General features: G+C 43.7%; 22 protein-coding genes and 2 tRNA genes. 11 read left to right on the top strand and 13 right to left on the bottom strand.

Features of this window, described 5'->3' with window-relative positions; genetic code table 11:
* Window positions 1-327: 327 nt before the first annotated feature.
* The 6 genes from ACHUET_RS13140 to ACHUET_RS13165 all read left to right on the top strand — a co-directional run bounded on the left by ACHUET_RS13140 (window position 328) and on the right by ACHUET_RS13165 (window position 3945).
* Entirely contained in the window at window positions 328-1050 is a 723-nt protein-coding gene (locus ACHUET_RS13140) for an FRG domain-containing protein (RefSeq protein WP_394213428.1), read from the top strand.
* A gap of 1 nt (window position 1051) precedes the next feature.
* Window positions 1052-1558 carry a YfbU family protein gene (locus ACHUET_RS13145; RefSeq protein ID WP_394213429.1) on the top strand — a complete coding sequence of 169 codons (507 nt, stop codon included), beginning with the start codon at window positions 1052-1054 and terminating at the stop codon, window positions 1556-1558.
* A 154-nt stretch (window positions 1559-1712) separates the two neighbouring features.
* Complete coding sequence (locus ACHUET_RS13150; protein ID WP_394213430.1) at window positions 1713-2312, top strand: hypothetical protein; 600 nt, start codon at window positions 1713-1715, stop codon at window positions 2310-2312.
* A 26-nt stretch (window positions 2313-2338) separates the two neighbouring features.
* Complete coding sequence (locus ACHUET_RS13155) at window positions 2339-2752, top strand: OsmC family protein (protein WP_394213432.1); 414 nt, start codon at window positions 2339-2341, stop codon at window positions 2750-2752.
* A 4-nt stretch (window positions 2753-2756) separates the two neighbouring features.
* The gene (locus ACHUET_RS13160) at window positions 2757-3218 is read left to right on the top strand and encodes a flavodoxin family protein (RefSeq protein WP_394213434.1); all 462 of its coding nucleotides are present in this window, start codon (window positions 2757-2759) and stop codon (window positions 3216-3218) included.
* Window positions 3219-3285: 67 nt separating this feature from the next.
* The gene (locus ACHUET_RS13165; protein WP_394213436.1) at window positions 3286-3945 is read left to right on the top strand and encodes a DUF938 domain-containing protein; all 660 of its coding nucleotides are present in this window, start codon (window positions 3286-3288) and stop codon (window positions 3943-3945) included.
* 100 nt (window positions 3946-4045) lie between these two features.
* Here ACHUET_RS13165 and ACHUET_RS13170 read toward each other — a convergent pair whose 3' ends face one another.
* On the bottom strand, window positions 4046-4837 hold the full coding sequence (locus tag ACHUET_RS13170) for a dienelactone hydrolase family protein (RefSeq protein ID WP_394213438.1): 792 nt from the start codon (window positions 4835-4837) through the stop codon (window positions 4046-4048).
* 426 nt (window positions 4838-5263) lie between these two features.
* On the opposite strand from ACHUET_RS13170, the gene ACHUET_RS13175 reads away from it, so the two are divergent.
* From ACHUET_RS13175 to ACHUET_RS13185, 3 genes are all read left to right on the top strand, one after another.
* Complete coding sequence (locus ACHUET_RS13175) at window positions 5264-7351, top strand: catalase (RefSeq protein WP_394213440.1); 2088 nt, start codon at window positions 5264-5266, stop codon at window positions 7349-7351.
* 286 nt (window positions 7352-7637) lie between these two features.
* A complete protein-coding gene (locus tag ACHUET_RS13180; RefSeq protein WP_394213442.1) occupies window positions 7638-8453 on the top strand; it encodes a DUF2971 domain-containing protein in 816 nt (271 codons plus the stop codon).
* 206 nt (window positions 8454-8659) lie between these two features.
* Window positions 8660-9448 (top strand): MBL fold metallo-hydrolase, encoded by a 789-nt coding sequence (locus tag ACHUET_RS13185; protein WP_394213444.1) that lies wholly within the window; start codon window positions 8660-8662, stop codon window positions 9446-9448.
* A gap of 74 nt (window positions 9449-9522) precedes the next feature.
* Here the strand turns inward: ACHUET_RS13185 and ACHUET_RS13190 are convergent.
* The 4 genes from ACHUET_RS13190 to ACHUET_RS13205 form a co-directional block, all read right to left on the bottom strand.
* A tRNA-Lys gene (locus tag ACHUET_RS13190) sits at window positions 9523-9598 on the bottom strand.
* Between the two features lie 160 nt (window positions 9599-9758).
* Window positions 9759-9834, bottom strand: a tRNA-Lys gene (locus tag ACHUET_RS13195).
* A gap of 194 nt (window positions 9835-10028) precedes the next feature.
* Window positions 10029-12026, bottom strand: coding sequence for a MacB family efflux pump subunit (locus ACHUET_RS13200; RefSeq protein WP_394213446.1), 1998 nt, complete (start codon window positions 12024-12026; stop codon window positions 10029-10031).
* A 100-nt stretch (window positions 12027-12126) separates the two neighbouring features.
* Entirely contained in the window at window positions 12127-13452 is a 1326-nt protein-coding gene (locus ACHUET_RS13205) for an efflux RND transporter periplasmic adaptor subunit (RefSeq protein WP_394213448.1), read from the bottom strand.
* Window positions 13453-13619: 167 nt separating this feature from the next.
* Here ACHUET_RS13205 and ACHUET_RS13210 point away from each other — a divergent pair, with 167 nt between their 5' ends.
* Window positions 13620-14081 (top strand): Imm63 family immunity protein, encoded by a 462-nt coding sequence (locus tag ACHUET_RS13210; protein ID WP_394213450.1) that lies wholly within the window; start codon window positions 13620-13622, stop codon window positions 14079-14081.
* Here ACHUET_RS13210 and ACHUET_RS13215 read toward each other — a convergent pair whose 3' ends face one another.
* The 3 genes from ACHUET_RS13215 to leuS all read right to left on the bottom strand — a co-directional run bounded on the left by ACHUET_RS13215 (window position 14082) and on the right by leuS (window position 18771).
* The gene (locus tag ACHUET_RS13215) at window positions 14082-15158 is read right to left on the bottom strand and encodes a DNA polymerase III subunit delta (RefSeq protein ID WP_394213452.1); all 1077 of its coding nucleotides are present in this window, start codon (window positions 15156-15158) and stop codon (window positions 14082-14084) included.
* 161 nt (window positions 15159-15319) lie between these two features.
* Window positions 15320-16033 carry an LPS-assembly lipoprotein LptE gene (locus tag ACHUET_RS13220; RefSeq protein ID WP_463556916.1) on the bottom strand — a complete coding sequence of 238 codons (714 nt, stop codon included), beginning with the start codon at window positions 16031-16033 and terminating at the stop codon, window positions 15320-15322.
* Window positions 16034-16083: 50 nt separating this feature from the next.
* Window positions 16084-18771 carry a leucine--tRNA ligase gene (gene leuS / locus ACHUET_RS13225; protein ID WP_394213454.1) on the bottom strand — a complete coding sequence of 896 codons (2688 nt, stop codon included), beginning with the start codon at window positions 18769-18771 and terminating at the stop codon, window positions 16084-16086.
* A gap of 236 nt (window positions 18772-19007) precedes the next feature.
* Between leuS and ACHUET_RS13230 the strand changes: the two genes are divergently transcribed.
* Window positions 19008-19379: an arsenate reductase gene (locus tag ACHUET_RS13230; protein WP_394213455.1), complete on the top strand. Its 372-nt coding sequence runs from the start codon at window positions 19008-19010 to the stop codon at window positions 19377-19379.
* A 121-nt stretch (window positions 19380-19500) separates the two neighbouring features.
* Here the strand turns inward: ACHUET_RS13230 and argB are convergent, their stop codons facing one another.
* The 5 genes from argB to ACHUET_RS13255 form a co-directional block, all read right to left on the bottom strand.
* On the bottom strand, window positions 19501-20403 hold the full coding sequence (gene argB / locus ACHUET_RS13235) for an acetylglutamate kinase (RefSeq protein WP_394213457.1): 903 nt from the start codon (window positions 20401-20403) through the stop codon (window positions 19501-19503).
* A 74-nt stretch (window positions 20404-20477) separates the two neighbouring features.
* Window positions 20478-22322 (bottom strand): phosphohexomutase domain-containing protein, encoded by a 1845-nt coding sequence (locus tag ACHUET_RS13240; RefSeq protein WP_394213459.1) that lies wholly within the window; start codon window positions 22320-22322, stop codon window positions 20478-20480.
* 164 nt (window positions 22323-22486) lie between these two features.
* Entirely contained in the window at window positions 22487-22951 is a 465-nt protein-coding gene (gene dut / locus ACHUET_RS13245) for a dUTP diphosphatase (RefSeq protein ID WP_394213461.1), read from the bottom strand.
* A gap of 109 nt (window positions 22952-23060) precedes the next feature.
* Window positions 23061-24452 (bottom strand): magnesium transporter, encoded by a 1392-nt coding sequence (mgtE, locus tag ACHUET_RS13250; RefSeq protein ID WP_394213539.1) that lies wholly within the window; start codon window positions 24450-24452, stop codon window positions 23061-23063.
* 120 nt (window positions 24453-24572) lie between these two features.
* Entirely contained in the window at window positions 24573-26606 is a 2034-nt protein-coding gene (locus ACHUET_RS13255) for a UvrD-helicase domain-containing protein (RefSeq protein ID WP_394213463.1), read from the bottom strand.
* Window positions 26607-26803 lie beyond the last annotated feature (197 nt).

Genomic DNA, 26803 nt, shown 5'->3' on the forward strand with positions numbered 1-26803 from the left:
TCAGAAGTGAAACATCGTTGCGCCAATGGTAGTGTGGTTCGCCCATGTGAGAGTAGGTCATCGTCAGCTCTCTATTCTAAAAGTAAAAGCCCCCTTCGCTAACGCGGAGGGGGCTTTTCTTTGTCTGAAATTTAGTTGATTACCACTACTATGTTCTTAAACGTGTGTTACATAATGTTTGCAACTATCAGATTATCTATAGGCTAGAAAAGATGCAGAACGCAGACTTTATTGCTATATTGATTGTCAGTTTATGAGAATGATGATAAGTTTTTAGGATTGTAAGTTGCTAGCATATACTCCGTTTCTGTAAAGGTAATATATTTTATGAGTGCTTGGAATGATTTTTTAGAAGAAGTAAAAAAAGCTGAGAATGAGCTCGGGAATCCTCGTGAAATATGGTATAGAGGGCATTCTCAAGAGTCTTGGAAATTAAACCCAAGTTTACTTAGATATAGTAATTGGCAAAAAAAAGAAAAGGAATTATTCTTTGAATTCAGTCAGACGGCTTCCAGACTTTTTGATAAAAGGAATAATGACTGGGAAATATTATTCGATATGCAACATTACTGGGTTCCTACAAGGCTACTTGATTGGACAACAGTCATGGGTGTTGCGATTGCATTCATTCTACATGCTGATTATGAAGGTACAGAAAATAGCTGCTTATATATTTTAGATCCTAGATCTTTAAACCAGTTGAGTGGACGTAATGAAATTATAAGTTTACCTGATGATAAAAAGTTTGATTATAAGTCTATTTATTGGGAGCATATACCAATAGAAGTTGAAAAGCCAATTGCAGTTCTTCCGCAACAGCAAAGTGCTAGGCTATTAGCTCAAAAAGGTGTATTTACTGTACACGGCAATCTAAATGATAGTTTTGAAAATAGTGCAAATGGTTGTTATCGAAAAGTAGTACTTCCAAATGAAGCTAAAGAAGAAGCTAGAACTTTCCTTAAATGGGCAAACCTTGATGAATATACTATCTATCCAGATATTGTGGGTATGTCACAGCATATTAAAAGAAAGATATTAAAGGAAGAATAAAATGCAATTTACCAAGAAAGAGAGATTGAACTTAATTAACCAGTATAAAATTTTGTCAAAATTATACCCGGAAGATTCAGAGCATTATGATGAGCTTCGCGAGATACTGGAAGATGGTTATGAGGTTTTTTATCCACAGATTAGTGAGTGGGTTAGTGAAGATATGCCTGAAAAAGAAGGTAAATTTGTATTAGATGTATTAGATCTATATAGGGCTATTGAAGATTATAAAAGGATATCTAAAGACCAAGAAATTATTGACAACTATTATTCATATTTTAGAGGGTTTGATGGTAATAATGAAGGGCAATATATGCAGTTCGCAAGGTTTCTCATCAATAAGCAAAATAAGTTTTCTGAGCAGAAAGATTATTTAAGAAAGAATGATAATTTAAACAGCCACGCTCCAATGGTTGATATCTATCAAAAAATGTTATCAAAATGGACAGATATTGGTAAACCGTGGAATTTGGATGCTCAAGACATTAATGATATTTTTAATATTTAGGCCATAAATTTTATATATCTTTTATTTATAATTCTGAAAAACCCTTGTAGTCTGCTAAGTTGGGACTGAATCTTCTTGAAGAGTATTGTAGATGCTTGATAAAAAATTGACTATAGTTTTGATATTCCTTACGTTGATATCTTTGGCTATCGGAATGACAACTGTAGACAGTAATGGCTATGGAAGTATGATTAACTCTTTGAGTGTAGGCTTCGTAGTTAGTTCTATATTTTATTTTCTTGTAGTATATATGCCTGAATACAAGCGTAGGAATATGGCTCGTGAGCGCCTTGAAGATGAATACATACGTTTTAAAATGTCGTGTATTAATACTTTTCTAATACTTAGTGACTCTCAAGATTATTCTAATAAAGAAAAACTCCTTAATTTGTCTGAATTTCGTTGTTATTTTAAAATGGAGAATAGACGAGGAGAGAAACGCTGGGATGCTGTAGCTAATTCTCTTGAGGGTAATGAGTATTATCTCAAAGAGGTTATCTACCATCTTCGAATGTTGAATGAAGAAATAAGATATACTCGTAATGCTACGAACCTAAATGATCCAGAAGTGTTTGATTTTCTTAATCGACTTTCACAGATTATTGTAAGAATGGAACTCGCAGAAAAAGAGTATGACGATGTAAAATCGCTATGCAGATTTCTTTGGGCGATTTTTACAGGGTGGGACTTGGCTAAAGGTTACAGTGATTCTGATATAGTAAAAGATATGATAGGGCGTGCTAATAAAACGTAATAGATTATTCAAAAAAGAGAACCCTTATGACCACATCAAAAGTAACCTACCAAGGCGATTTACGCACCACCGCCATTCATTTGCAATCAAACAATGAAATCATCACCGATGCCCCAACGGACAATCAAGGTAAGGGCGAGGCGTTTTCGCCGACCGATTTGCTGGCGACCAGTTTGGCAAGCTGCATGCTGACCATCATGGGCATCAAAGCCCGTGACATGGAGATTGACCTTGCAGGCACCACGGCTGGAGTGACCAAAGTCATGGCCGCTGATCCAAGACGCGTGAGCGAGATCCATATCATCGTGACCTTTAATAAGGAACTCGATGATAGAACGCAAACCATCTTTTATAATACCGCATTGACTTGTCCAGTCGCCAACAGTATTCATCCTGATATCACGCAGAACTTAACGTTCCGTACTGCGCGTGGCCTCTAATACCATGACAAAAACGTTATTGATTGTCGCTCATGCGCCGTCGCCCAACACTGAGAAGTTGGCGCAAGCGGCGTATGCTGGTGCCAATCATCCTGATATAGATATCAATGTGGTATTGAAATCGTCGCAGGACACGCAGCCTGAAGACGTGTTGGCTGCTGATGCGCTACTGATCGGCACGACTGAAAATCTGGCGTATATGGCAGGGCTGACCAAAGACTTCTTTGATCGTTGTTATTATCCTGTGCTGGAAGAGAAGCAAGGCATGCCATTTGCGTTATATATACGGGCAGGGCATGATGGTACGGGTACCAAGCTTGCGATGAAGATGATCACGACGGGGCTGCGTTGGTCATGGATTCAAGAGGCGCTGATACTACAAGGTGAGTGGCATGATAGCTTTGCTGACCAAGTAAAAGAGCTTGCCATGACGTTAGCCGCTGGCGTTGAGGCGGGTATTTACTAGTAGCATATTTTGCCAATAATTCGCGAAAGATGCTGCAAACGTAACGGGCAGTCTGAGGAGAGTATCAATGCAAAACGATCATATAAACAGTCAAATGGATATCGATGCGTTGCCATGCTCTCAAGCTTGTGAGAATAATAAACAGCCCATTCTAGAAGTGTTGCAAAACGAGCTACAAGGCTTTACGCATGTGCTAGAGATTGGCTCTGGAACGGGTCAGCATAGTGTTTACTTTGCACCGCGTTTACCTAAGATACAGTGGCAAACCAGCGATGTCACGAGCAATCACCGCCATATAGCAGCTTGGCATTATGCTTATCCTGCACCCAATCTGTCTCTGCCATTAGCGTTTGATTTGGCTTACGATTCTGTACCTATTAATAGTCATTTAGCAAATAATAATATAGCCAAGCCTTATGATGCGATATTTACGGCAAATACGCTACATATCATCAGCTGGGCGTTGGTCGAAAATTTATTTGCACTGGCTGGTGACGCGTTACCTGTGGATGGTAAGCTGATTGTCTATGGCCCATTTAACGAGCATGGTAACTATACTAGCGCGGGCAACCAGCGATTTGATGCGATGTTAAGGCAAGGTAATTCTGACAGCGGGATTCGTCATAAAGAAGACATTATCAGCCTAGCAATTACTCATCATTTGGCGCTTAGCAAAACGTACGCGATGCCTGCCAATAATCAGCTATTGGTCTTTCAGAAGTATTAAATGATTAGAACGTCAAAAAAAGACACCTCACTGATGATTCGTTGAGGTGTCTTTTTTTTGCATTTCTTATGCAGTTACCGATGTTTTTTATGCTGCTAAATTATTTATACTCATCTGCCAAAAAGTCCAAGTAGCGCTTCCAAGAGCGTTCATCGGCACGGGCATCATATCTGTCACTGCCAAATACGCTAAAGGCATGTGGTGCGCCGCTGTAGGTGACCATTTCATGAGGAACTTTTGCTGCTTCTAGCGTTTTGCCCAGAGTCGCAAAGCTCTCTAGAGAGACAGACTGGTCAGCTGAGCCGTGGAATACCAATATCTCTCCAGTGGTCTTGTCGTAACTTTGACCCGTTGGAATATCAAAGGCACCATGGAAAGGGACAAAGGCTTTTTGCGGGAAGCCTGAACGTGCTAACTCTAATGCAACTGTACCACCGAAACAATATCCCATGGTCGTGCCGTTACGCACATCATTGCCCTCCAGTCGTCCAGCATTCAATGCACCTTGTAGTATGCGGCGCATTTTGTTGCGATCATCATACAATTCGCCGGTTAAGCGTTTGTTTTCTTCGACAGAGGTCGGACGAATACCTTGCCCAAACATGTCTGCGACCAGTACGTTGTAACCTTCATTCGCTAGCATATCAGCACGTTTGCGCTCATAGTCTGTCAAACCATCCCAGTCATGAATCAATAAGATAAAAGGAGCGTTAGCCTTATCTGCTTTGGCGTAATAGCCTTCGTACGCTTGGTTATCCACTGTGTAAGTGACGTTCTTGGTCGTGATAGCGGCAGCGGTTTGGCTGATGGTCAATGCCATGAGACCCATTGATGCACCCACCAATAATGAGCGGTAAGGTTTTTTGGACGAGAAATTCGAAGTTGGTGACATAGTCGATAGCCTTATAATTATATAAAAAAGAGATAAATATATGGCTAAAAACCATGCCAATGTTATTTATCGATGATCTCTAGTACGCTATAAAAGCATACCTTAAAGAATAACTACATTACAAGATTGGATTGTTAATGTTTGGGCTCGCTCAAAAGCCGTCAAGCGGTTGAGTGACTGCGCACGTAAGCTTTAACCAAACATCAACAAGGTTCACTATATACGCAACTATAAGCGACTTAGTTTTTGGGTAATATAAGCCGTATGCCTTTTATTCCTTTATCTTTTTTAATAATTGGTCATGCAGCAGCACAGACAAATAATCGACAGATGAAGTCAGTATTATCCCAAAGGATACAACACCTGTGTAAGCACATTTTTAATGGTCTTAGAAGAGACTACTTTACTCATTAGCTAGGATGTTTTATGAATAATAATATCGATCATACCGACCCAGCCAAAGACATGAATGCTGAGCGTGGCAATGGGGGTGAAACCCATCAACGCGCAGGCGATGACACCAAAGTATTGACCACCCAACAAGGCGTGGCTATCAGCGACAATCAAAACTCACTAAAAGCAGGCGCACGTGGTCCTACGCTATTAGAAGATTTTGTATTACGTGAAAAGATCAACCACTTCGACCATGAGCGTATCCCTGAGCGTATTGTCCATGCTCGCGGTAGTGCGGCCCATGGCTATTTTGAGCTGACCGAATCATTAGAAGAGTATACAACGGCCAAAATTTTGACTGAGACTGGTAAGCAGACACCACTCTTTACCCGTTTTTCGACCGTTGCCGGTAACAAAGGCTCAAAAGATACGCCACGTGATGTGCGCGGATTTTCTGTAAAAGTCTATACCGAAGAAGGTAACTGGGATATTGTTGGTAACAACATGCCAATCTTCTTTATTCAAGATGCGATTAAATTTCCAGATTTGATTCATGCGGTCAAGCCTGAGCCAGATCGCGGATTCCCGCAAGCGGCGTCTGCCCATGATACGTTTTGGGATTTTGTCTCATTGAGCCCTGAAACCATGCACAATCTGATCTGGCTCATGAGTGATCGTGGTCTGCCACGTAGCTTACGTATGATGGAAGGTTTTGGTATTCACAGCTATCGTTTGATTGATAAAGACGGTAAGAGCACTTTTGTACGTTTCCATTGGAAGCCAGTACTTGGCGTACAGTCAACCACGTGGGACGAAGCCGTAAAAATCTCTGGCGCGGATCCTGATTATCATCGCCGCGACTTGTTTGAGTCAATTGACAATGGCATGTATCCTGAGTGGGAATTTGGCGTCCAGTTATTTACTGAAGAAGAAGCAGATAACTTCCCATTTGACCATTTAGACGCGACCAAGCTCATTCCAGAAGAGCTAGTGCCCGTAAAAATCGTTGGTAAAATGGTCTTGAATCGTAATGTAGATAATTTCTTTGCCGAAACAGAGCAAGTAGCATTCTGTCCATCACACGTGGTACCTGGTATCGACTACAGTAATGATCCATTGCTTCAAGGTCGTCTATTTAGTTACCTAGATACGCAGTTGTCACGTTTGGGCTCACCAAACTTTGCGCAAATTCCAATCAATGCGCCAAAATGCCCGTTTGCCAACAACCAGCAAGATGGTCACATGCAAATGCAGGTGCCTAAGACGCGCGTGATGTATGAACCACAAAGCCTTGATCCAACGCGTCCACGCGAAAGCGCCAAACGCGGATTTGCCTCATTCCAAGAGCAGATGGATGATGGCGTTAAAGGTCGTATCAGAGCAGAAAGCTTTGCTGATCATTACAGTCAGCCGCGTATGTTCTATCGTAGCCAGACCGATGCAGGCAAGGCACACATTGCCTCTGCTTATGCGTTTGAGTTGGGTAAAGTAGACACTGCACACGTACGTACTCGTATGCTCAGCCATCTGCCGCATATCGATGAAGACTTGGCCAACCGTGTGGCTTCAGCCCTTGGTATGGAATTACCAGAGCCTGCAGATGCCGCTGCACCTGTACAGGATCTAGGAACGTCAAAAGCGCTTCAAACCATCGGTATCTCACCGAAGAGCCTAAAAGGTCGCTTGGTCGGTATCTTAGTTGCTGAAGGTTCTAGTCATAGTGAAGTCAAGAAGTTTGAACAAGCCGCTATCGACGCTGGTGCTAGCGTCAAGATCGTCGCGCCTAATAAAGAAGTGACGTTAGACGATGGCACGCACATTCAAGCGGACGAACGTCTTGCTGGTGGCCCTTCTGTGCTCTTTGATGCTGTGGTCAGTATCATCATGCATCCACCAGCCAAAAAGCTGGCCATGGACAGCGCAGCACTAGATTGGTTCAATGATGCTTATGCACATTGCAAAGCGATCGCTTATTGCCCTGCGACTGAAGAACACATCTTGAGCAAATTGCCTATCGAAAAAGATGCGTTTGTGACGCCGCTTGATGACGTTGCTGGTTTTATCGAAAATGCTAAGACCCGTCTATGGGAGCGCGAGCCAAAGGTACGTGACCTTGCATAAATAGGCTTAATGCACAATTAATTATATGTTTAAGCAAATAAACCAGTCATAGCAATATGGCTGGTTTTTTCATTTGGATAAAATGTTTTTGGAGAGAGTATGACTGTTTGTGAATATCTATAATAATCTATATCTGAGAGTCGACGCCTGTATAAAGGATCAGAACTTCTTTAGAGGTATATATTGTTGGGTAAGGTTTTTAGGTGCGGTTACATTGTCGTTGTAAGACATCGATGCTAATATTGTATTTTGATAAATCACTATCAATATAAGAGGATTGCAAGTATTGTTTATTTCTCAAAAGAATAGTAATGAGTACATATATCATTACACTAAATCTGAAACTGCAATTGATTTTATTCTAAAAAATAAGAATTTAAGGTTTTCTGCATTCAATGAAACGAACGATCCAAAAGAAACAAAAGATTGGCTTCTAATTCCTGGTACGAATGAAGGAAGGGATTTAACAAAATATACTCCAGAATATTTGTCGAAACGGTTAAATCCATATTTTAAAGAATCAACAAGGTTACTTTGTTTTTCTAAAGACCAAGAGCTTACAGGTAATCATTTAAAGGACACACCTAAAAGAGGTTTCTGTAAACCTCGCATGTGGGCTCAATATGCAGGAAATCATACTGGAATCTGTTTGATTTTTGACTCTGAACGTTTTACCAAAAATTTTCATGATAAGTTTTATGATAAAGAATATACCTATGACCATGTTGATTATTATGATCGCTTGCTAGCTGACACACAATTGGAACAGGCGTATATGATTAATGTTGATTATTTAGAAGAAAAAGGTGATAGAGATTACTGCAATGAACATTTGTTCAAATTTAATAAGCGTTTGTTCTTTGAAAAAGCTAAAGATTGGGAAAATGAAAATGAATTTAGATTTGCCATTTTTGAGTGCAATGAGGAGCTCTATTTCGAATATCGGAATTCTTTAAGAGGAATAGTCTTCGGTCAGGATTGTAAAGAGTCGGATGTTAAGAGAATTGTTGAATTAACGAAAAATGACAGGATTCAGTATCAGAAACTGAGGTGGAGGAATTGTACACCATGGTTTGAATTTGAACGTACAAAGTGGTTATAGTAGTACATGACTTAGCCTAAGTTTAAGCCTTGAGTATGTGAAAGATATTCTTAATAAAAAAAACCCAGCCTAAGCGCTGGGTTTTTTTATGAGGAAATCATACAAAACGGTGGTCACAAGCGTTCACTGAAAACGATTTGTTTTGTATTGATTATCGCTATACTAAAAATACAAAGACACTAGGATCAGATGATCAGGGATGACAAATGAGTTCGTGTGAGATTGTACGCTTAGAGGGGTATATCCAGAGTAGCTACCTTGCGGTATATCCAGACAAAATAATGCTACTAGATGGCTGCTGCCGTGCCGATGTGCCGATGGTACTGGATTATATCAAATCAACGCTAAAGCGACCTATTACGGACCTAAAAGTCGTGGTGGTCACACACATGCATCCTGACCACGCAGGCGGTGCGCGTAAGTTTCGACAAGAGACCGGTTGCCTCATTGTCTCTGCTGACAAGAAAGATCAGTGGTACGGCGGTATTGGTGGACGAGCGATGCATTTTGTCGATATAAATCTAGGGTATTATGTGGCTAGACGGCAAGGTCGCCCATTTAAAAATCTATATTATTCGGCAAGCCTAAAGCCAGACATCACTGTCACAGACAGTGACCCTGTGCCAGAGTTTGATGAGTGGCAAGTATTAGAGACGCCAGGACATACGGATCGTGATCTGTCTTTACTTCATCTACCCAGTCGCCAAGTATATACGGCTGATCTCATCATTAAATTGCGCCATAAGTTTGTTGCGCCGTTCCCTGTCTATGACCCCAAAGCCTATAAGCAATCGTTAAAAAAAATAAGAGATTTAAAACCATCACTAGTAATGATGGCACATGGTCGAGAGCGGGCGATGAGTAGGGTAGAGTTTGATGAGTTCATTGCTCAAGCACCCAAATACCCGCGCACGATTAAAGATACGATCAGCCACAAATTGCTATGGCGTAAGAAAGGCAGCTTCCGACTTTTTAAAAGGCAACGTCATAAGTAAACATAAAATAAAGAACAAAAAGTGCAGACGAAAAAAAGCCCAGTTACTATGATAGTAACTGGGCTTTTCAAATATGGTGGGCTGTCCGCGACTCGAACGCGGGACCAATTGATTAAAAGTCAACTGCTCTACCAACTGAGCTAACAGCCCTGAAGAGTATATAAAAAAGCGAGGCTTTTTAACTCTGCAAGTAAAAATTCTAGTTAAAGAATTTTTTAAAACTAAACATTGAAATAATGTCTTTTAAACTTAACTTTATTAAGCCACTACCGAATAGGGCAGAACGATTAACAAAGATCAAACTAAAATATGGTGGGCTGTCCGCGACTCGAACGCGGGACCAATTGATTAAAAGTCAACTGCTCTACCAACTGAGCTAACAGCCCTAACGTTTAAAGTGTTTGTATCCCTAAACGTGAGAGCACATTATATATATAATTCTGACAATTACAACCCCACATGATAAAAAAAGTGTAATTCTCTTATAAAATTGTCAATTTATTCCAGTTTCTTTAAATTTTTGCCATTATATCGATATTGACTGCTCTATTTTTGGCTAAAGCGAGTCAATAATCAATTATTAGTCGCGAGAAAGTGCTTCGACGGGGTCAAGTTTTGCCGCATTACGCGCAGGCAAGAAGCCGAAGATAATGCCAATCAATGTCGAGCAAACAAACGCGGCAATAATAGAAGTTGGTGAATAGATGACTTTGAAACTGTCACCGCCCACACGATTGATCAATTCACCAATGGCGAAGGCCAGTCCAATCCCAAGTAAACCGCCCAAGATACAGACTAAGACTGCCTCAATCAAGAACTGCTGCATGATATCGCTTTGGCGCGCACCAACGGCCATACGCACACCAATCTCATTGGTACGCTCAGTAACGGATACTAGCATGATATTCATCACGCCAATACCGCCGACGACTAAGGAGATGATGGCAATGGATGAGATTAGTAACGTCATGGCAGTCGTCGTTGACTCAATCGTCTGGCGAATAAAATCTGAATTGCGTATACGAAAGTCATCAGTACCATGACGGCTGATCATCAATTGCGAGATAGCAGACTCAGCAGCGGAAGAGGAGATATTGTCATCAATCAGTGCTACAAAGCTTTCGATGTTCGAGCCGCCTTTGATGCGCGACATCATCGTGGTATAGGGCATATAGAGCGTCGGTGTGTCGACACTGAAGCCAAAACCACCATCATTAGGTGCAAGAACACCGATCACCCGTCCAGGTACACTACCGATGAGCAGCACTTCGCCGATAGGGTTGGCATTATCCGGAAAAAAGGTTCGCTTGGCACTGTCATCAATAATGATGTCCTGCATACGGCGGTCGATACTCTGTGCATCAAAGCCTTGACCTTGTGTTAGCGTCTCACCACTGACCGTCAGGTAGTCTTTACCAACGCCGCTGACACTAGCTGCTTCCTGTATGTTGCGGTAGCGCACGTTCATGTTGCTATCGAGCTGTGGGCTGACGCTGATGACGTAAGGCTGGTTTTCGACGGCCTCAGCGTCTTGCGGGGTCAGATTATCATCATTGTACTGACGCCTTGGATCACCATAAGGATAACCGTCACTGATGGTAATGGTATTGGTACCAAGCGCGCTGATATTCTCTAAGATTTGCGCCTGTGAGCCTTTACCAAGCCCAACCACTGACACGACTGAAGCGATACCGATAATAATACCGAGCATTGTCAGCAGAGTACGCATTTTATGAGCACGCATCGCGAGCAAGGACATTTTGAATGCTTCGAGCAGGCGATCAATAAAGCTACTGAATACACTTTTGCGATTGTTATTTAAAATAGGCTCTGGTTCATTATGGGTCTGCTGATAATGCTCAGTTTTATAATCAGCGATCACATAACCGTCTTTGAGCTCAATGACGCGCTCAGCTTGCGCCGCAAGTTTGGGGTCATGCGTGACCATGATGATGGTATGACCTTGATCATTAAGGTCATGTAGTATTTTCATCACATCTTCGCCAGACTTGCTGTCAAGCGCACCTGTTGGCTCATCCGCAAGGATAATATCGCCACCGTTCATGAGCGCCCGCGCAATGGAAACGCGCTGCTGCTGCCCGCCTGAGAGCTGGTTTGGACGGTTATTGACCTTTTCTGCCAATCCTAAGTCTGCTAGGAGTTTTTCGGCACGATCACTACGAGTTTGACCGTCCATTCCTGCATATACCGCAGGGACGGAGACGTTATCTCTGGCACTGATATCGCCGAGTAGATGATAGCGCTGAAAGATAAAACCAAAATGCTCACGGCGCAGTTTTGCCAATTCATCAGCGTCTAAGCGACTGACTGATTGACCATAGATTTTATATTCACCAGCCGTTGCTTGATCCAAGCAGCCCAAGATATTCATCAAGGTTGACTTACCAGAGCCTGACTGTCCAATGATGGCAACCATCTCGCCTTGATTGATGGTCAAGTCGATATCATGGAGCACGCGAATGTTTTGTTCACCAGCTTTAAACTCTCTGATCAGCCCTTTGACCTGCATCAATGGAGTGTCTGCTGCGGCATTAGGGTTGGGGCTTTTGGTGTTCATTTACGCTGCTGCCTATATCAGTACTGCTCATATAATGACTTATATAAAATTATAAAACGCTTATCTATCATGATTGGACGCTGGTTTATCTACTTAGGTATTAAAACGGTCTTCCACCTTTACCGCCTTTTTGTGGTCCTTCTTCACTTAGTATCACTTCATCGCCTTTATTCAGGCCACTTAAAATCTGTACATCGACGCGGTTATTGATACCTGTTTTTACCACTTGTTCAGCCACACTGCCATCCGCTTTCAAGACACGAACCTTAGCTGTTTTTGTATTTGGATCATCGTTAGTTGTGACTGATTTTTCGGTTTTGCCGATAGGCTGTAGGGCAGCAGCAGGAATGAGCAAGACGTTTTTTGCTTGATTGATCACGACGTAAACCTGTGCCGTCATGTCAATACGAAAGCGGCGATCGGTGTTAGGTACTTCGATATAGCCAACATAATAGATAGCAGAATCGGTTGAGCTGGTGTCACTGATTTGCTCAGGAGCAGGTTCAATGGCTTTGAGAACAGAGTCAAATTTTTGGTCAGGGTTACCAATGATGTTGAAATATACGGGCATACCTGCGTTGACGTTGATAACGTCTGCTTCGGAGATTTGCGCGTTGATACGCACGGTCGATAGATCTGCTAATGTGACGATGGTTGGTGCGGTCTGGTTGGCATTGACAGTGGTGCCTTGCTCCGTTGTGATCGATACGACTGTACCTGATATCGGTGCACGAATCGTGGTATAGCTCAGATCTTCTTCAGCTGTGCTGACGTTGGTCTGTGACTTACGTAGCGCCGCTTGCTGGCTGTTGATATTGGCCTCTGTGGTCGCAATCGCGGCTTTGGCCGTGTCGATGGCAGCACGAGCATTGGCAACGGCTGCTTTTGCAGTCTCAACGCTAGTCGCTTGTGTGTCATATTCCTGCTGGGAGATGGCATCGATAGCGACTAAATCTTGCAAACGAGCAAAATCAGATTGCGCTTGCTTGAGCTCAGATTGTCGACTGGCAAGATCGGCATACGCGCTTTTTAGGCTGGCTTGGCGACTTAGTGACTCAGCTTGTGCGCTTTGGATGGCGGCCACACTTTGTTCAAGGCTGGCTTGTTCGTTGCTCAGGTTGTTTTTTTGGGTCACTTGGTCAATCTGTGCGATCAAATCGCCTTGTTGCACTTCGTCACCGACCTCAACGTACAAGCGTTTTACTTCGCCAGATACCTGCGCCCCGACATCAACGGTATTTAAGGCTTTGACCTTACCAGACGCCATGACATTGTTTTCAATATCACCAATCTCAGCTGTCGCGGTCAAATAGTTGGGGGTGGTTTCTTTTGGTTTTAAGAAATTATAGGCTAAAGCCCCTAGCGCTACGACGACTAAGGCGATAATGCCCCATTTGATAGCAGACTTTTTGCTCATTTTGCGCATGACAACAATCCAATCACAATTAAATCAAGTGTAGATATAGTAGAGACTTCATGTGCAAAAGGGAATGATAATTAGTTTACGAAAGGTTAAGGGGCTTTGTGAAAAAAACATAATAATTTGAATGTAGGTTAAGATAGTAAAACTATTTATATTTAGACAAAGGTTTTATGGTGCTAAATCATCAGCAAGTTCAAGATATAATCAATGGTTATGGTAGAAAAATAGGGTTAAATGCTAATGAAGTGGTCTTAAGAAACGAGCCATCTGGATTTGGAGAGCCGCACTTAGAGATAAGCGACGACTATTACCACTATGTAATATGTGAACGCGGTAGTGAGTTATCTAGAGAATCTTTTTTAAATGTAGATGACTTCATTTATGAATTTTTTGAGATGGTAACTTCTATGCTGGCAGGCGAGTATGAGCAAGAGAATAGGGTCATTGGTGAAGATCAAAGAGTTATACGCTTTAATAAGCAAATTGAACTTATGACGCAGCTAAATCATGAATGGCGTAGAAAAAAAGAAGCTGATATAGCAGAAACTTTAAAAAACTCTCCTTATTCAATTAATAACAGGACTTACGATAAGAGAACTTGGCTAAATAAGCTTGCAAATTTTTTCAAATAATTAAACTGAAAACAGCCTTCTACCTGATAGTTCAAGCGCGGCCTGTAATAACAATTCCCACGCTGGCTGACGAATAAGTCCTTTGATGGCTTGGTCACAGCGATAGAGCAGAGCAGGCCACTCGGCGGTTCGTTCTTTTGATTGACGACGGCAGGCTTGTTGATAGAGACCTTGCTTGCTACGCCAAATGCCCAGTGCTTGTGGGTCTTGTCCATCCATCAATTGTATAATTTGCCGCATATCTTTGCTGATCGCCCAAAGGACCAAGGTGGTCGGCTCATCGGTCGCCTTTAGCTGAAACATGATTTTGGCAACTTGCGTACTATTGCCCGCGAGCATGGCATCAGACAAATCAAACACACTAAATTGAGCGTCACTGACCAAAGCGGCTTGCAAGTCTTTGATGTCCAGTGCCACGTTGTTTACTGGCTGCGTAAAGTTATTAGATTGGTCGTTATCCTCATCATTATCACTAGCGGCTAATTGCGGTGCAAACAGATAAGACAGTCGCCATAGCGTTTGATAAGCACTGAGTAGATGATGCTCAGTGTGTGACATAAGGAGCTGCCACGCTTCTTGCGACAGTCGTAACCCAAATTTTTGAGCCTGTATCTGCAACAACTGCTGGCGCTGCTGCTCATTGTATAAATTGCAATCAATAACAGTGCCGTATTGAGCAAAAGGGGTAAACCATTTGCTACTCTGACTGCGTTTGTCTTGCTTGGGTGTTAGCCATAATACGCTATGACTGTGCGTACCTGTTTGCGCCTCAACCGCAAAGCGCTCAAGCTCAGCAATAACCGCTTTATCAGGTTTATGATTGCCAGTCACGATTACCGCACTGGCATCATCAAACAAAGACTGGCTACCAAGCTCTGACAATACCTCTTGCCAACTCTTCACCGATATTAGCTCTATGCGCTTGATGGCGTAGTTTTGCGCGCGCCAATGCGGACGCAGCGCATCAATCAGCCATTGACTGAGTAATGGCTCGTCACCGTGCGCCAGCCACAAGCCCGTTACCGCAACCGAAGGCTGCAGGAGTTTTGGATAAGCTTGTATAAAGGTATTTTGCATAGCATGGTAGGACACAGGTTGGTAAACAGATGATAGCATTTGCAAAAATATGACGAGCGCTGTCGAACTTGCTTAGCTGACTAAGTTAGTGCGTACGCTCGTTGCTCTTCATACTTAAATGACTGCAAATGGTAGGGCTTCATAACAGTATTTGTTAAAAGTTACTTCTCAGGTACGACAACAACGGTTGGCGTTGCGCCTTTATTCATCAGTACAGACTGTTTGGCAGCAGGTGCGACTTTCGGTAGCGAAATTGCCACATATTGATCCGTGATACGGCGCGCTAAGCTGTCATAGAGCCAGTCACGAATCTGGTCGCCTTGCTGATCGTCAGTACTGACGGATGCTTCATTGTATTGATAGCTACGCTCGACCTGAATCGGATTGGTAAGCGTGACGGGCTTGCCATTCTCGATCGTCTGGTAACTGACATCAGCGGAGAGTACCAAGCGAATCTCTGTTAATACACCCACCAACTCGTAACGCTTAAAACGCACGTTACTGATATCGATCGCTGCAATCGGTTTAGCACCAGCTTGTTGATTACTGCGAATCACATCATCAACTGTCATATTGTCAATGACATCGACACCTAACGTGGTTAGGCGGCGTGTCAATGGCAATTTTAGAGGAAATGAGGTGCGATTATCTTCGATAATGACGGCTGTCTTGCTGTCATTGATCAGCATAGGGGTGTCATAACCGCGTAGCTGAAAACCGCAACCACTTAGACCCGCCGTTGCACCCAATATCGCAAACATAGGTAATGCTGCTAGCATTGCGGTTGCAAGCTTACGCCCACCAGATTGTTTTGCACCAAAGTGTAGTGCGCTTGGCGTTGGTTGTGACTGTCCAGCTCGATGCTTATACGACATAAACGCTATCCTCATATGATAAAAAGGCTTAGAGCACTAAGCCTAGGCGACTAGCCTACAACCACAATATTAACCAGTTTGTTGGGTACGACGATTTCTTTTTTGATCTCGCCTGTGATGAATTTTGCCACGCTTTCCATCGTTCGAGCCTGTGCTTTTAGCTGCTCAGGATCGCTGTTTGGTGCGACATCCATCTTACCACGCATCTTACCATTGACCTGAACGACCATTGTGATCATGTCCTGTACCAGCGCACTTTCATCAACGGCTGGGTAGTCTAGGGTTAATGTATCAAGGCCTAGCTGCTCAAGCAAATGCTCACCAACGTGCGGCGCATAGACAGACAGCATAATCAGCAGATTGGTCAACGCTTCGTGTTTAACGTGTAGCTCTTGCTCGCTACTGGCGTTAAAAGAAGTCAACTCGTTGGCAAGTTCCATCAGGCTTGAGACTGGCGTGTTGAGTGCCAAACGATCACCCAAGTCACTATCAATCTTGGCGATGGTTTCGTGCGTTTTACGGCGTAAGTTTTTGGCTTCTTTGCTCAACCCGTCTGTGTTCAATGTAGCACTATTAAGCGTATCAATACTGATATTGCCGGCCGTTAGCGCTTGCATATGATCATTGGCAATACGCCACACTTTTTTCACAAAGTTATAAGGGCCTTTTAACGCATCATCTGACCATTCAAGCGTTTGATCAGCAGGTGCGGTAAACAACGTATATAAACGAACCGTATCTGCACCATATTTATCAATGGTTAGCTGTGGATCGACACCGTTGTTTTTTGATTTAGACATTTTTTCGATTTTGCCGATCGTGACTGGCTGGCCGTCAGATTTTAAGATTGCTTTGATTGGTTGACCACGTTCGTTAAAGTCAATATCGATATCTTCTGCAAAGTAGTAGGTCGTACTGCCATCAGCGTTGACGCGGTAGAACGTACCAGCAAGTACCATGCCTTGGGTCATTAGATTGGCAAATGGCTCGTCGCCAGTAACTAAGTTTTCGTCACGCATCAGCTTATGGAAGAAACGTGCATATAGTAGATGCATCACCGCATGCTCAACACCGCCGACGTATTGATCGACTGGCAACCATTTGTTAGCAGCAGACTTGTTGACCATGTTTTGTGCATCATTTGGGCTAGCAAAACGTGCATAGTACCAGCTTGACTCTACAAAGGTATCAAAGGTATCAGTCTCACGCTCAGCAGGGTTGCCGCATTTAGGACAAGTGGTATTGACAAATTCTGGTATATTTTTAAGCGGATTACCACGACCATCAGGCACAACATCAGTCGGCAACACAACTGGCAAGTCTTGCTCTTCAACTGGCACCGTACCACAATGCTCACAGTTGATCATTGGGATAGGGCAGCCCCAATAGCGCTGGCGAGAAACACCCCAATCCCGCAAGCGATATTGGATTTTTTTCTTAGCAAGCTCTTTTGGCTCAAGTTTGGCAAGCATTGACTCAAACGCTTGCTCAAAGTCTAGACCGTCAAACTCACCTGAATTGACCAAAGTGTTGCGTTCAGTATAAGCAAGATTCACTTTACTATCATTTGCTTTAGCATCTGCTTTTAGCTCATCAAAATAGCCATCAGGCGTATTGATGACTTGCTTGATCGGTAGGTTATACTTCACCGCAAACTCGTAATCACGCTCATCGTGAGCAGGTACCGCCATCACTGCACCTGAGCCATAGCTCATCAACACATAGTTGGCGACCCAAACTGGTACTTCTTCACCAGTTAGTGGATGCGTCACAGTCAGGCCGGTATCCATACCGATTTTTTCGGCTTTGGCGAGATCAGCTTCAGCCACTGAGCCTTTTTTGCAAAGGGCACAGAACTGAGCGATCATGTCATCATTTTCAGCAGCGTATTGGGCAAGTGGATGCTCTGCGGCAACAGCGACATAGGTCACACCCATCAAGGTATCAGGACGAGTGGTGAACACATCTAAGGTGTTTTCTTCGCCAGCCAGCTCATAAGGGAAATGCACTTCCATACCGGCACTACGACCAATCCAATTGCGCTGCATGGTCAATACTTCAGATGGCCAGTGACCTTCTAGCTGATCCAAATCATCCAATAGCTCATCAGCATAGTCAGTGATGTTGAAGTAGTACATAGGGATATCGCGTTTTTCGACGGCAGCACCACTACGCCAGCCTTTGCCATCGATGACTTGTTCGTTTGCTAAGACAGTGTTGTCAACGGGATCCCAATTGACCGTCGACAGCTTTTTGTAGACTAAGCCTTTTTTATACAACTGCAAGAACAACCACTGCTCCCACTGATAATACTCAGGGCTACAAGTGGCAAACTCGCGTGACCAGTCAATAGACAGGCCAAGTAATTTAAGCTGGGCGCGCATGTTGTCGATGTTGGCAAACGTCCACGCAGCAGGCGGGGTTTGATTGGCAATCGCCGCGTTTTCAGCTGGCAAGCCAAAACCGTCCCAGCCCATTGGCTGCATGACTTCATAGCCTTTTAGACGATAATAACGGCTTAATACGTCAGAAATCGTATAGTTACGTACGTGGCCCATGTGCAGCTTGCCGCTTGGGTAAGGGAACATCGACAGCATGTAACGACTTGGCTTGTCGCTTGGCTCATTGCTGACTTCAAAGCGCTTGTCAGTGGCCCATTTGGTCTGCTGCGCGGCTTCTATCGCTTGCGGATTGTAATAATTGTTTTCTGTTTGGTCTGCTGTCACGGCGTTGCTCATAGTCGGCTCGAAATTGGTTGATACTGATTTATTTAATACGGATTTGTTTAATACTGATCAAAATAGGTGGAATTTGACAATGCCATAGCATAGCGTAATTTGGCAAAAATTGCGACGATATGATGCAGTTGCTTACTAGGTTTGACGATTAAAAGTGAGGTATTTTTTATATCCAGTCAGCCTTCGGTATAATAGAAACATTCACAAGTATTTATGAGTAATGATAAGGAGTCACCATGACCATCACAATTTACGGCATCAAGTCGTGCAGCACCATGAAAAAAGCGTTCAATAAGCTCGATGAGCTAGGCGTGGAGTACACGTTCCATGATTATAAAAAACAAGGTATCGATAAAGAAACAGTGCAGCGCTGGGTAAATGAGCTAGGTATCGAAAAAGTGCTCAATAAGCGTGGAACGACATGGCGCAAGCTAACTGACGAGCAAAAATCGGAAGCTGATGCCAGTGTAGACGCTGCGATAGCGTTACTGGCAGAAAATACCAGCATGATCAAACGTCCGATTGTAGAAGGTCAATTAGAGGATAAAGATCAGCCGATATTACTATGCGGTTTTAATGAAGCGGAGTTTGATAAAGTTTTTTCGTAAGTTTAATTGATAAAAATTAAGCCAGTTTCGTTATTAAAGATAAAACTGCACAAAAAAGCCCGAGGGTTTATATTGACTTGGGCTTTTCTACATTTGACATTGCTACATGTTACTAGCTCAATTAGGCCTCTATCTCACGGCTGATAAGTGTACCAACCCCTTCGTTAGTGAAAATCTCCAGTAACGTGGCATGAGGAACGCGGCCATCGACGATAACGGCACTTTTAACACCGCTACGTACCGCATCAAGCGCACACTGTATTTTAGGAATCATACCGCCTGAGATAGTCCCATCTTCGATTAAGGCATCGACTTTCTTGGGTGTTAGCCCAGTTACTACCTCACCGTCACGGCCCAATACACCTTTGATATTGGTCAATAGCATTAGTTTCTCAGCTTGTAAAAACTCAGCCACTTTACCAGCGACCAGGTCTGCATTAATATTGTAAGTATTGCCTTCTTTATCAACGCCAAGCGGTGCGATAACGGGAATAAAATCAGAGGCAATGAGCATATTGATGACGTCTTTATTGACACTTACTACGTCGCCGACGAACCCTAAATCGACAGGAACAGCGACACCATCTGCGCCGATTTTTTCCATCATCAGTTTTTTGGCTTGAATCAAGTTGGCGTCTTTACCCGTGAGGCCAATTGCACGCCCGCCGTGCTTGTTAATTAAGCTAACAATTGATTTGTTTACACTACCGCCCAAGACCATTTCTACGATATCCATGGTGCTTTTGTCAGTGACGCGCATGCCATCGATACGGTCTGATTGACGACCGAGCTCTTTTAGTAAGTTATCAACTTGTGGGCCACCACCATGTACAACGACTGGGTGCATACCGACCGTTTTTAGCAAGACGATATCGCGAGCAAATGAGCTTTCAAGCTCAGGATCGGTCATGGCATTGCCACCGTACTTCACTACGATGAGTTTATCAACAAAGCGCTGAATATAGGGCAGTGCGGTGGTTAATACCTCGGCGGTGTTTTTGGCGTCATCTAAATTAAGCGTCATTCCTAACTCCTAAAGGGCGGGTTTTAAAGGGGTTGTTCTTTTTAGCATATTTAATCGATACAGGTTTAATGCCGTTATTCAGCAGGCATGGCGACAATCTGTGTTGCCAGCTCTGCATTAAATGGGCGACACAGCGCGGCAAAGGTCGCTTGAATGTCTTTCAGGTCATCCATGCTGTCACCAGCAAAGCGTGCAGTCAGGCTATTACTGGTATTTGATTGACGCAATACGCCAAATCCGTGTGCAAAATCCAAGCGGACACCATCAATGCAGCTAAGTCTAGTGCCTGCTGGCAATAAAGACTTGGCTTGTTCGACGGCTATATGTGATCTGACAGTGGAGCAAGTACAGACTGGTGACTCACATATAGCCGTTGGTAGATTAACGGCGTTTAGTCGGTAATCATAACTGTCAAACAAATCAGCATGAGTAGTCACGCTCGCTAGGTCTTGCAAGTAAGTACAAACCCTCGTTAATTGCTCCATAATTGAGCAATCTGTCCTAGCAGTCTGCGGCACCGGCAAATAATGATCAGCCGTACTGACCATGGCTGGCAAGCGTTGGAGAATATCTGTTAGCGCATTTTTATCATCTAAGATATTACGAGATTTAGCAAACCAATGTAGTAAGCGTAATGCAGCATATATGGCATCATCATAAGGGATAAAGCGGCCATCATTAAAAATAAAATGTCCTGATAGCTCACCTGCAAAGATAATTTGACTATCAAGATGCTGTACCTGTTGGCGCATAAAGCTGCTACCAGTCTTGCTAATCACTGGCATCGCGCCAAGATCTGCCAGTAGCTTCGGCAGATGATGCGCGCATTTAATATCAAATAGCACCTCAGACGCTAAGGAGTTGGTTAAAGAATCCGGACGTTCTGTAATGGCAATGCGTGCCAATAAGTAGAGTAGGTGATCAGGCATGACCACTTTGCCGTCATTATCGACGATCATCAAACGATCACCATCACCATCAAATGCCAGACCAATATCGGCATGGTGAGAAATGACAGCTTGCTGCAACGCGGTTAGACGGTTGGGCTCGGCTGGATCAGGATTACCAAGAGGAAAACTGCCATCTGGCGTATCATTGAGCACAATGACATGCTGGCAAAAACGGTCAAATAAGCGCTGAGTGATGTTGCCAGTGGCACCGTGCATACAATCAATAACCACAACCAAATCAAGCTTAGATGCTGTTTTTTGGTTTTTTGTAGTTGCTGTCTGATTATCTTGAGTCAACTGACAAAAGACTTGCTCAATAGCCGCGATATAGACGTCTGCTACTTGCTTGGCAGGCAGCTCTTTAAGCAAGGTTCTAGAAAACCCAGTATTGCTGCTAATATTTATATGGTGTAAGTCTGATTTTGAGAAGGTTGCTTGCTCGACTTGGTTTTTAGATGAGTAATGAGTATGAGAGATTAATTGTTGATATAGGGTTTGAATCTCTACATTACTGGGAGATCTATGATTGACTAACCATTTAATACCCAATATGTCTTTGGCAGAGTGGCTGGCGGTTACGATAATGCCATGGCCTTGATACTGCTTTGCCCAAAACGCCATCATGGGTGTGGTAACAAGACCAAGCTGGACAACGCGTAAACCCTGCTGAGTCAATACAGTAGAGAGTGTACGTGCAATCGATTCGCTGCCATGACGCATGTCATAGCCAATAACGACGATAGTTTTGGCTACTGTATTCTGCTGGACGCTAACGGTGCTATCGGAAGAGCAAGTAACATCAGCAGCAGTATTGGCATCACTATTTTTTGTGAATTGGCTGCGTTGAGAGCCATAGAGCTGAGCAAAACGATGGCCGAGCGCTTGTACAAACTCATCGGTGAAATGCGTGTTTGTACCACGGATGTCATAAGCACGAAATAAGGATTGCTGCGCCGCAAAAGATGGCATGGCTTATTCTCCTTATTGACGTGATAAATAGGTGATTATGAATACAAAATGGACAGCGCAACATTCTATTAATGTAAACAGATAAACCCTAGTCGCTATCTTGGTGACGATTTGGCTTAGTGACGATCTAAGTCGCTGTCCGAAACTTACTTGCCAATGAGTAGTTACTGACGACCCGAATGCCCGAATCCGCCAGCACCGCGTACGCTTTCATCACTGAATTCTGCAACCACTTCAAACTCAGGACGAGCAACAGGTACCACGATATACTGTGCCATGCGATCGCTTGGATTGAGAACAAAGTCATTCTCACTACGGTTCCAGATGCTAACCATCAGCTCACCCTGATAATCGGCATCAATCAGCCCAACCAAGTTACCCAAGACGATGCCATGCTTATGGCCAAGTCCCGAGCGCGGCAATATCATACCGGCATAATTAGGGTCTTGAATATAAACGGCGAGGCCTGTACCTATCAAGTGAGTTTCGCCTGCTTTGATCGTTAATGGCTCATCAATACAAGCACGTAAGTCGATACCAGCACTGCCATCGGTGGCACGAGTCGGCAAAGAAAATGCTTCATCTTCAGTAATTTTAGGGTTGACCACTTTCACTTGTACAGCTTGCATAACACACTCACTTAACGATTTAGAAGTTTTATAAATTAAGACTATTCAACAATATTGTATAAACAACAATGCTATATTTTTATTGGATACTTTATCATCTAGCAATTCACTAGAGTATTAACACACTTGCCAAGCCTAAAAATGACATAAAACCGACAATATCTGTGACAGTGGTTAGAATCACTGAGGCGGATAGTGCAGGATCGATATTCATACGTTTTAGCATCAGCGGTATACTAATTCCCGAGACATTAGCCGCCGTCATATTAATCGCGATGGCAAAGCCAATGACAGCACTAATTTTGATGTCATGAAACCATAATTGGGCAATAAATGCCATGATTATCGCCCAAATGATACCGTTTATCGCGCCAACCCACAGCTCTTTATTAAGGAGCCAGACTCGGTTAGAACCACCGATTTGACCCATTGCCATACCGCGAATAACGACTGTCAAGGTTTGCGATCCTGCAATACCGCCCATACTGGCTACGACTGGCATTAATATCGCCAGCGCCACCACTTCTGCCAACACTTCTTCGAACTGTCCAATCACTGCTGCCGCTAAAAGCGCGGTACAGAGGTTAATGCCCAACCAGACACTACGGCTTTTAGCACTGGTTAGAATAGGCGCGAACAACTCTTCATCTTGGCTAACACCAGCAAGGTTTTTCATGGTGCTGTCGACATCATCTTGGATAATCTCCATGATGTCTTCGCCATTTAACTGTCCAACCAGCTCGCCGTAGCTGTTCGTCACGGGGGCAAAGCGGATATCTTCTGAACGAAAAATTGCTGCGGCATCTTGGATATCTAGGCGATCATTAATCGTGATAGCGGTATCAATCAGTTCTGAAACCAGCGTATTTTGGTCATGTTTAATCAGATCTACCAGACTCAATAGCCCAAGCAATTGCTGGCTTTGATCGACTACGAGTAGTTCTTGGCTTTCGTCATCGAGTAAATCCTCGTTTTCGCGTAGCCAATCCTGTACATCCGCCAGATAGATATTATCCCGTATTTGGATAATATCGGGATCCATGTAACTCCCAACTTCCCAGTCATCATACGTATCAAGTTTATTGACTTGGACGCGCGTTTCTTCATCGAGCGTTGCCATGACTGAGGTACGTACGCTCTCAGTGACGGTATCCAAAATCTCAGAAATGTCTTGGGCATCAAGATCTTGAGTAAATAGTGAAATTTCTTGAGAAGAAATATTCTCCAGCAATGGCTGGCGGGTATCGTACTCGAGCTCAGCAAGTACTTCACCTTTAATGCTCTCTGGCACTTGCTCCCAGATGAGTAGGCGGTTTTGAGTCGGGAAAGACTCTAGTAGGCTTGCAATCTCATACTCAGACTGCTTTTCTAAAAATTCTGTAATCGCCTCATATGCTTTATCAGCAACCAAATCCTGCAAATACAGCAGTTTATATTCGGCACTGTATTCAGCCGGATTATAATCTCCTGGTAGCACTGATGGTCGTTCCTGATCGGGCATCGAGGTAGGCATAAGGATTCCAATATCTTTTATAAAGTGTCAATAATAGCAAATGGCAAAACGTCGGGTTAGCGTTTGCCTAGTCAGTTCTTTTTGGCATTAGCACTGCCAATGTTGATTTTAGCGCTTACCCAATAAAGCGCGAATATTGGCCAAATACTCATCAGCAACCGCTTCTGGGTCTTTAGTGGCTTTTTTCTTTTTGGCCTTGGCGGGCCAGTCAACATGATCTTCAGGTAGCTCGTCCAAAAATCTGGACTCTGAGGTGACGCGCATCTGGCCACCGGCACGGCGCTGGGTCGCGAGCGTCAATGTCAGCTCACGACGCGCGCGGGTAATGCCTACATACATCAGACGACGCTCTTCTTCCACTGTCTCACTCATGATAGAGTTGCGATGCGGTAGCATCTCTTCCTCAAGCCCCATGATATAAACAAAATCAAACTCCAAGCCTTTTGCGGCATGCAAGGTCATTAGATTGACTTTGTTGGTGTTCTCTTCTTCCTGCTGCTGCTCGAGCATATCGAGCAAGACCAGCTTACGAATGATGGTATCAATCGTGCGATCTTCGTCTTCTTCCGCGCGATTAATGAGAGATTGAATACTGGTATACAGCATATCGATATTATCAATACGGTTTTTTTCTTGCTGCGGTGTTTTGGCATCGCTACGGACAAAGTCAATATAACCCGTCTCATCAATCATTTGGCGTACGATGGGTACAGGATCAGGGTGTTGATCCAGCTCACGCGTATAGTGCTCAATGAACTCGCCAAACTCTTTTATCGTGCCATAAGCCTTAGATGGCAAAACATGAGTCAAGCCAGCATGAGTACAAGAAGCCAATAGCGAGATGCTGTGCTCTTGCGCAAACAAGCCAAGCTTCTCTAGCGTGGCAGGTCCCATGCCGCGCTTGGGTGTATTGATAATACGCAAAAACGCGCTGTCATCTTCAGGGTTCAAAATCAGGCGTAGATAGCCCATGATGTCTTTGATTTCACTACGCGCAAAGAACGACTGACCGCCCGATAACTTATAGGGTACTTGTAGCTGGCGCAATTGTGCCTCTAGCATACGTGCCTGAAAGTTACTGCGGTAGAGTACTGCATACTGCTCCCACTCATTACCAAAACGCAATTTGTGCGTGACGATTTCTTTGGCGACGCGCTCAGACTCATCGTCATCATTACGGCAGTTGATAATCCGAATTTTTTCGCCTTGACCTTTATCTGACCATAGTTTCTTTTCAAATAAATGCTCGTTGTTGAGAATGACCGCATTGGCAGAGGTCAAAATACGGGTGGTTGAACGGTAATTTTGCTCAAGCATGACGATTTTTAGTTTTGGGAAATCTTCTTTTAGCAGTGCCATGTTTTCAGGCTTCGCCCCGCGCCACGCATAGATAGATTGGTCATCATCACCCACCACGGTAAAACGACCTTGGGGTCCAACCAAATGCTTAATCATTTCATACTGGGCGGTATTGGTATCTTGATACTCATCGACCAATAGATAACGAATACGGTTTTGCCATTTGTCTCGCAGTTCTCTATTTTCACGCAAGATTTTGGTCGGCAGTACAATCAAATCATCAAAATCGACGGCATTATACGCACGCAAGTTACGCTCATAAAGTGCGTACAAGGTCGCAAAAATCATGTCTTCTGGATCGTCTAACGTTTCCATCGCCTTGTCAGGTTCAATCAAATCGTTTTTCCAGTCAGAGATCATCTTGATCGCTTTACCAACCAGTTCACGACTTTCAGCGCCACTTAAGTTGTCGCGCATCATAAGCTCCATCAAGAGGCGCTTACTGTCATCACTGTCCATGATAGAGAAGTTGCCTTTTAGTGGCGTATGCATCAGCTCATAGCGCAAAAACTGGAGACCAAATTGGTGAAAGGTCGATACAGTCAAACCGCGCGTTTTTTCGCTTGGTAGCAGTTTGCTGACACGGGCTTTCATTTCACGTGCCGCCTTATTAGTAAAGGTCACGGCAGTGATGCGCTCAGCTGGCATGTCGCACTCTTGAATCAGATACGCAATTTTACGCGTGATCACCGAGGTCTTGCCGGAGCCAGCACCTGCGAGCACAAGTAGTGGGCCGGATACGTAGAGCATGGCTTCTTGTTGTTTGGGATTGAGTTGACTCATAACGTGACCTGTAAGACAAAAGCAAAAAGAGGGTAGCGCTGATATAGCACAAGTAGATGAACGCGGCGCGTATCACCAAAATTAATAACGTAGTGATATCTTAATAATGTTTGTTATAAGGATAATAGAGTTTAAGGTTTGATGATGACATCATCGTAAAATTAGGTGGGTCATTATAAAGCAAAAACGGTCACTTT

The sequence above is a fragment of the Psychrobacter piscatorii genome (assembly GCF_043641605.1).
Lineage (GTDB): Bacteria > Pseudomonadota > Gammaproteobacteria > Pseudomonadales > Moraxellaceae > Psychrobacter > Psychrobacter piscatorii_C.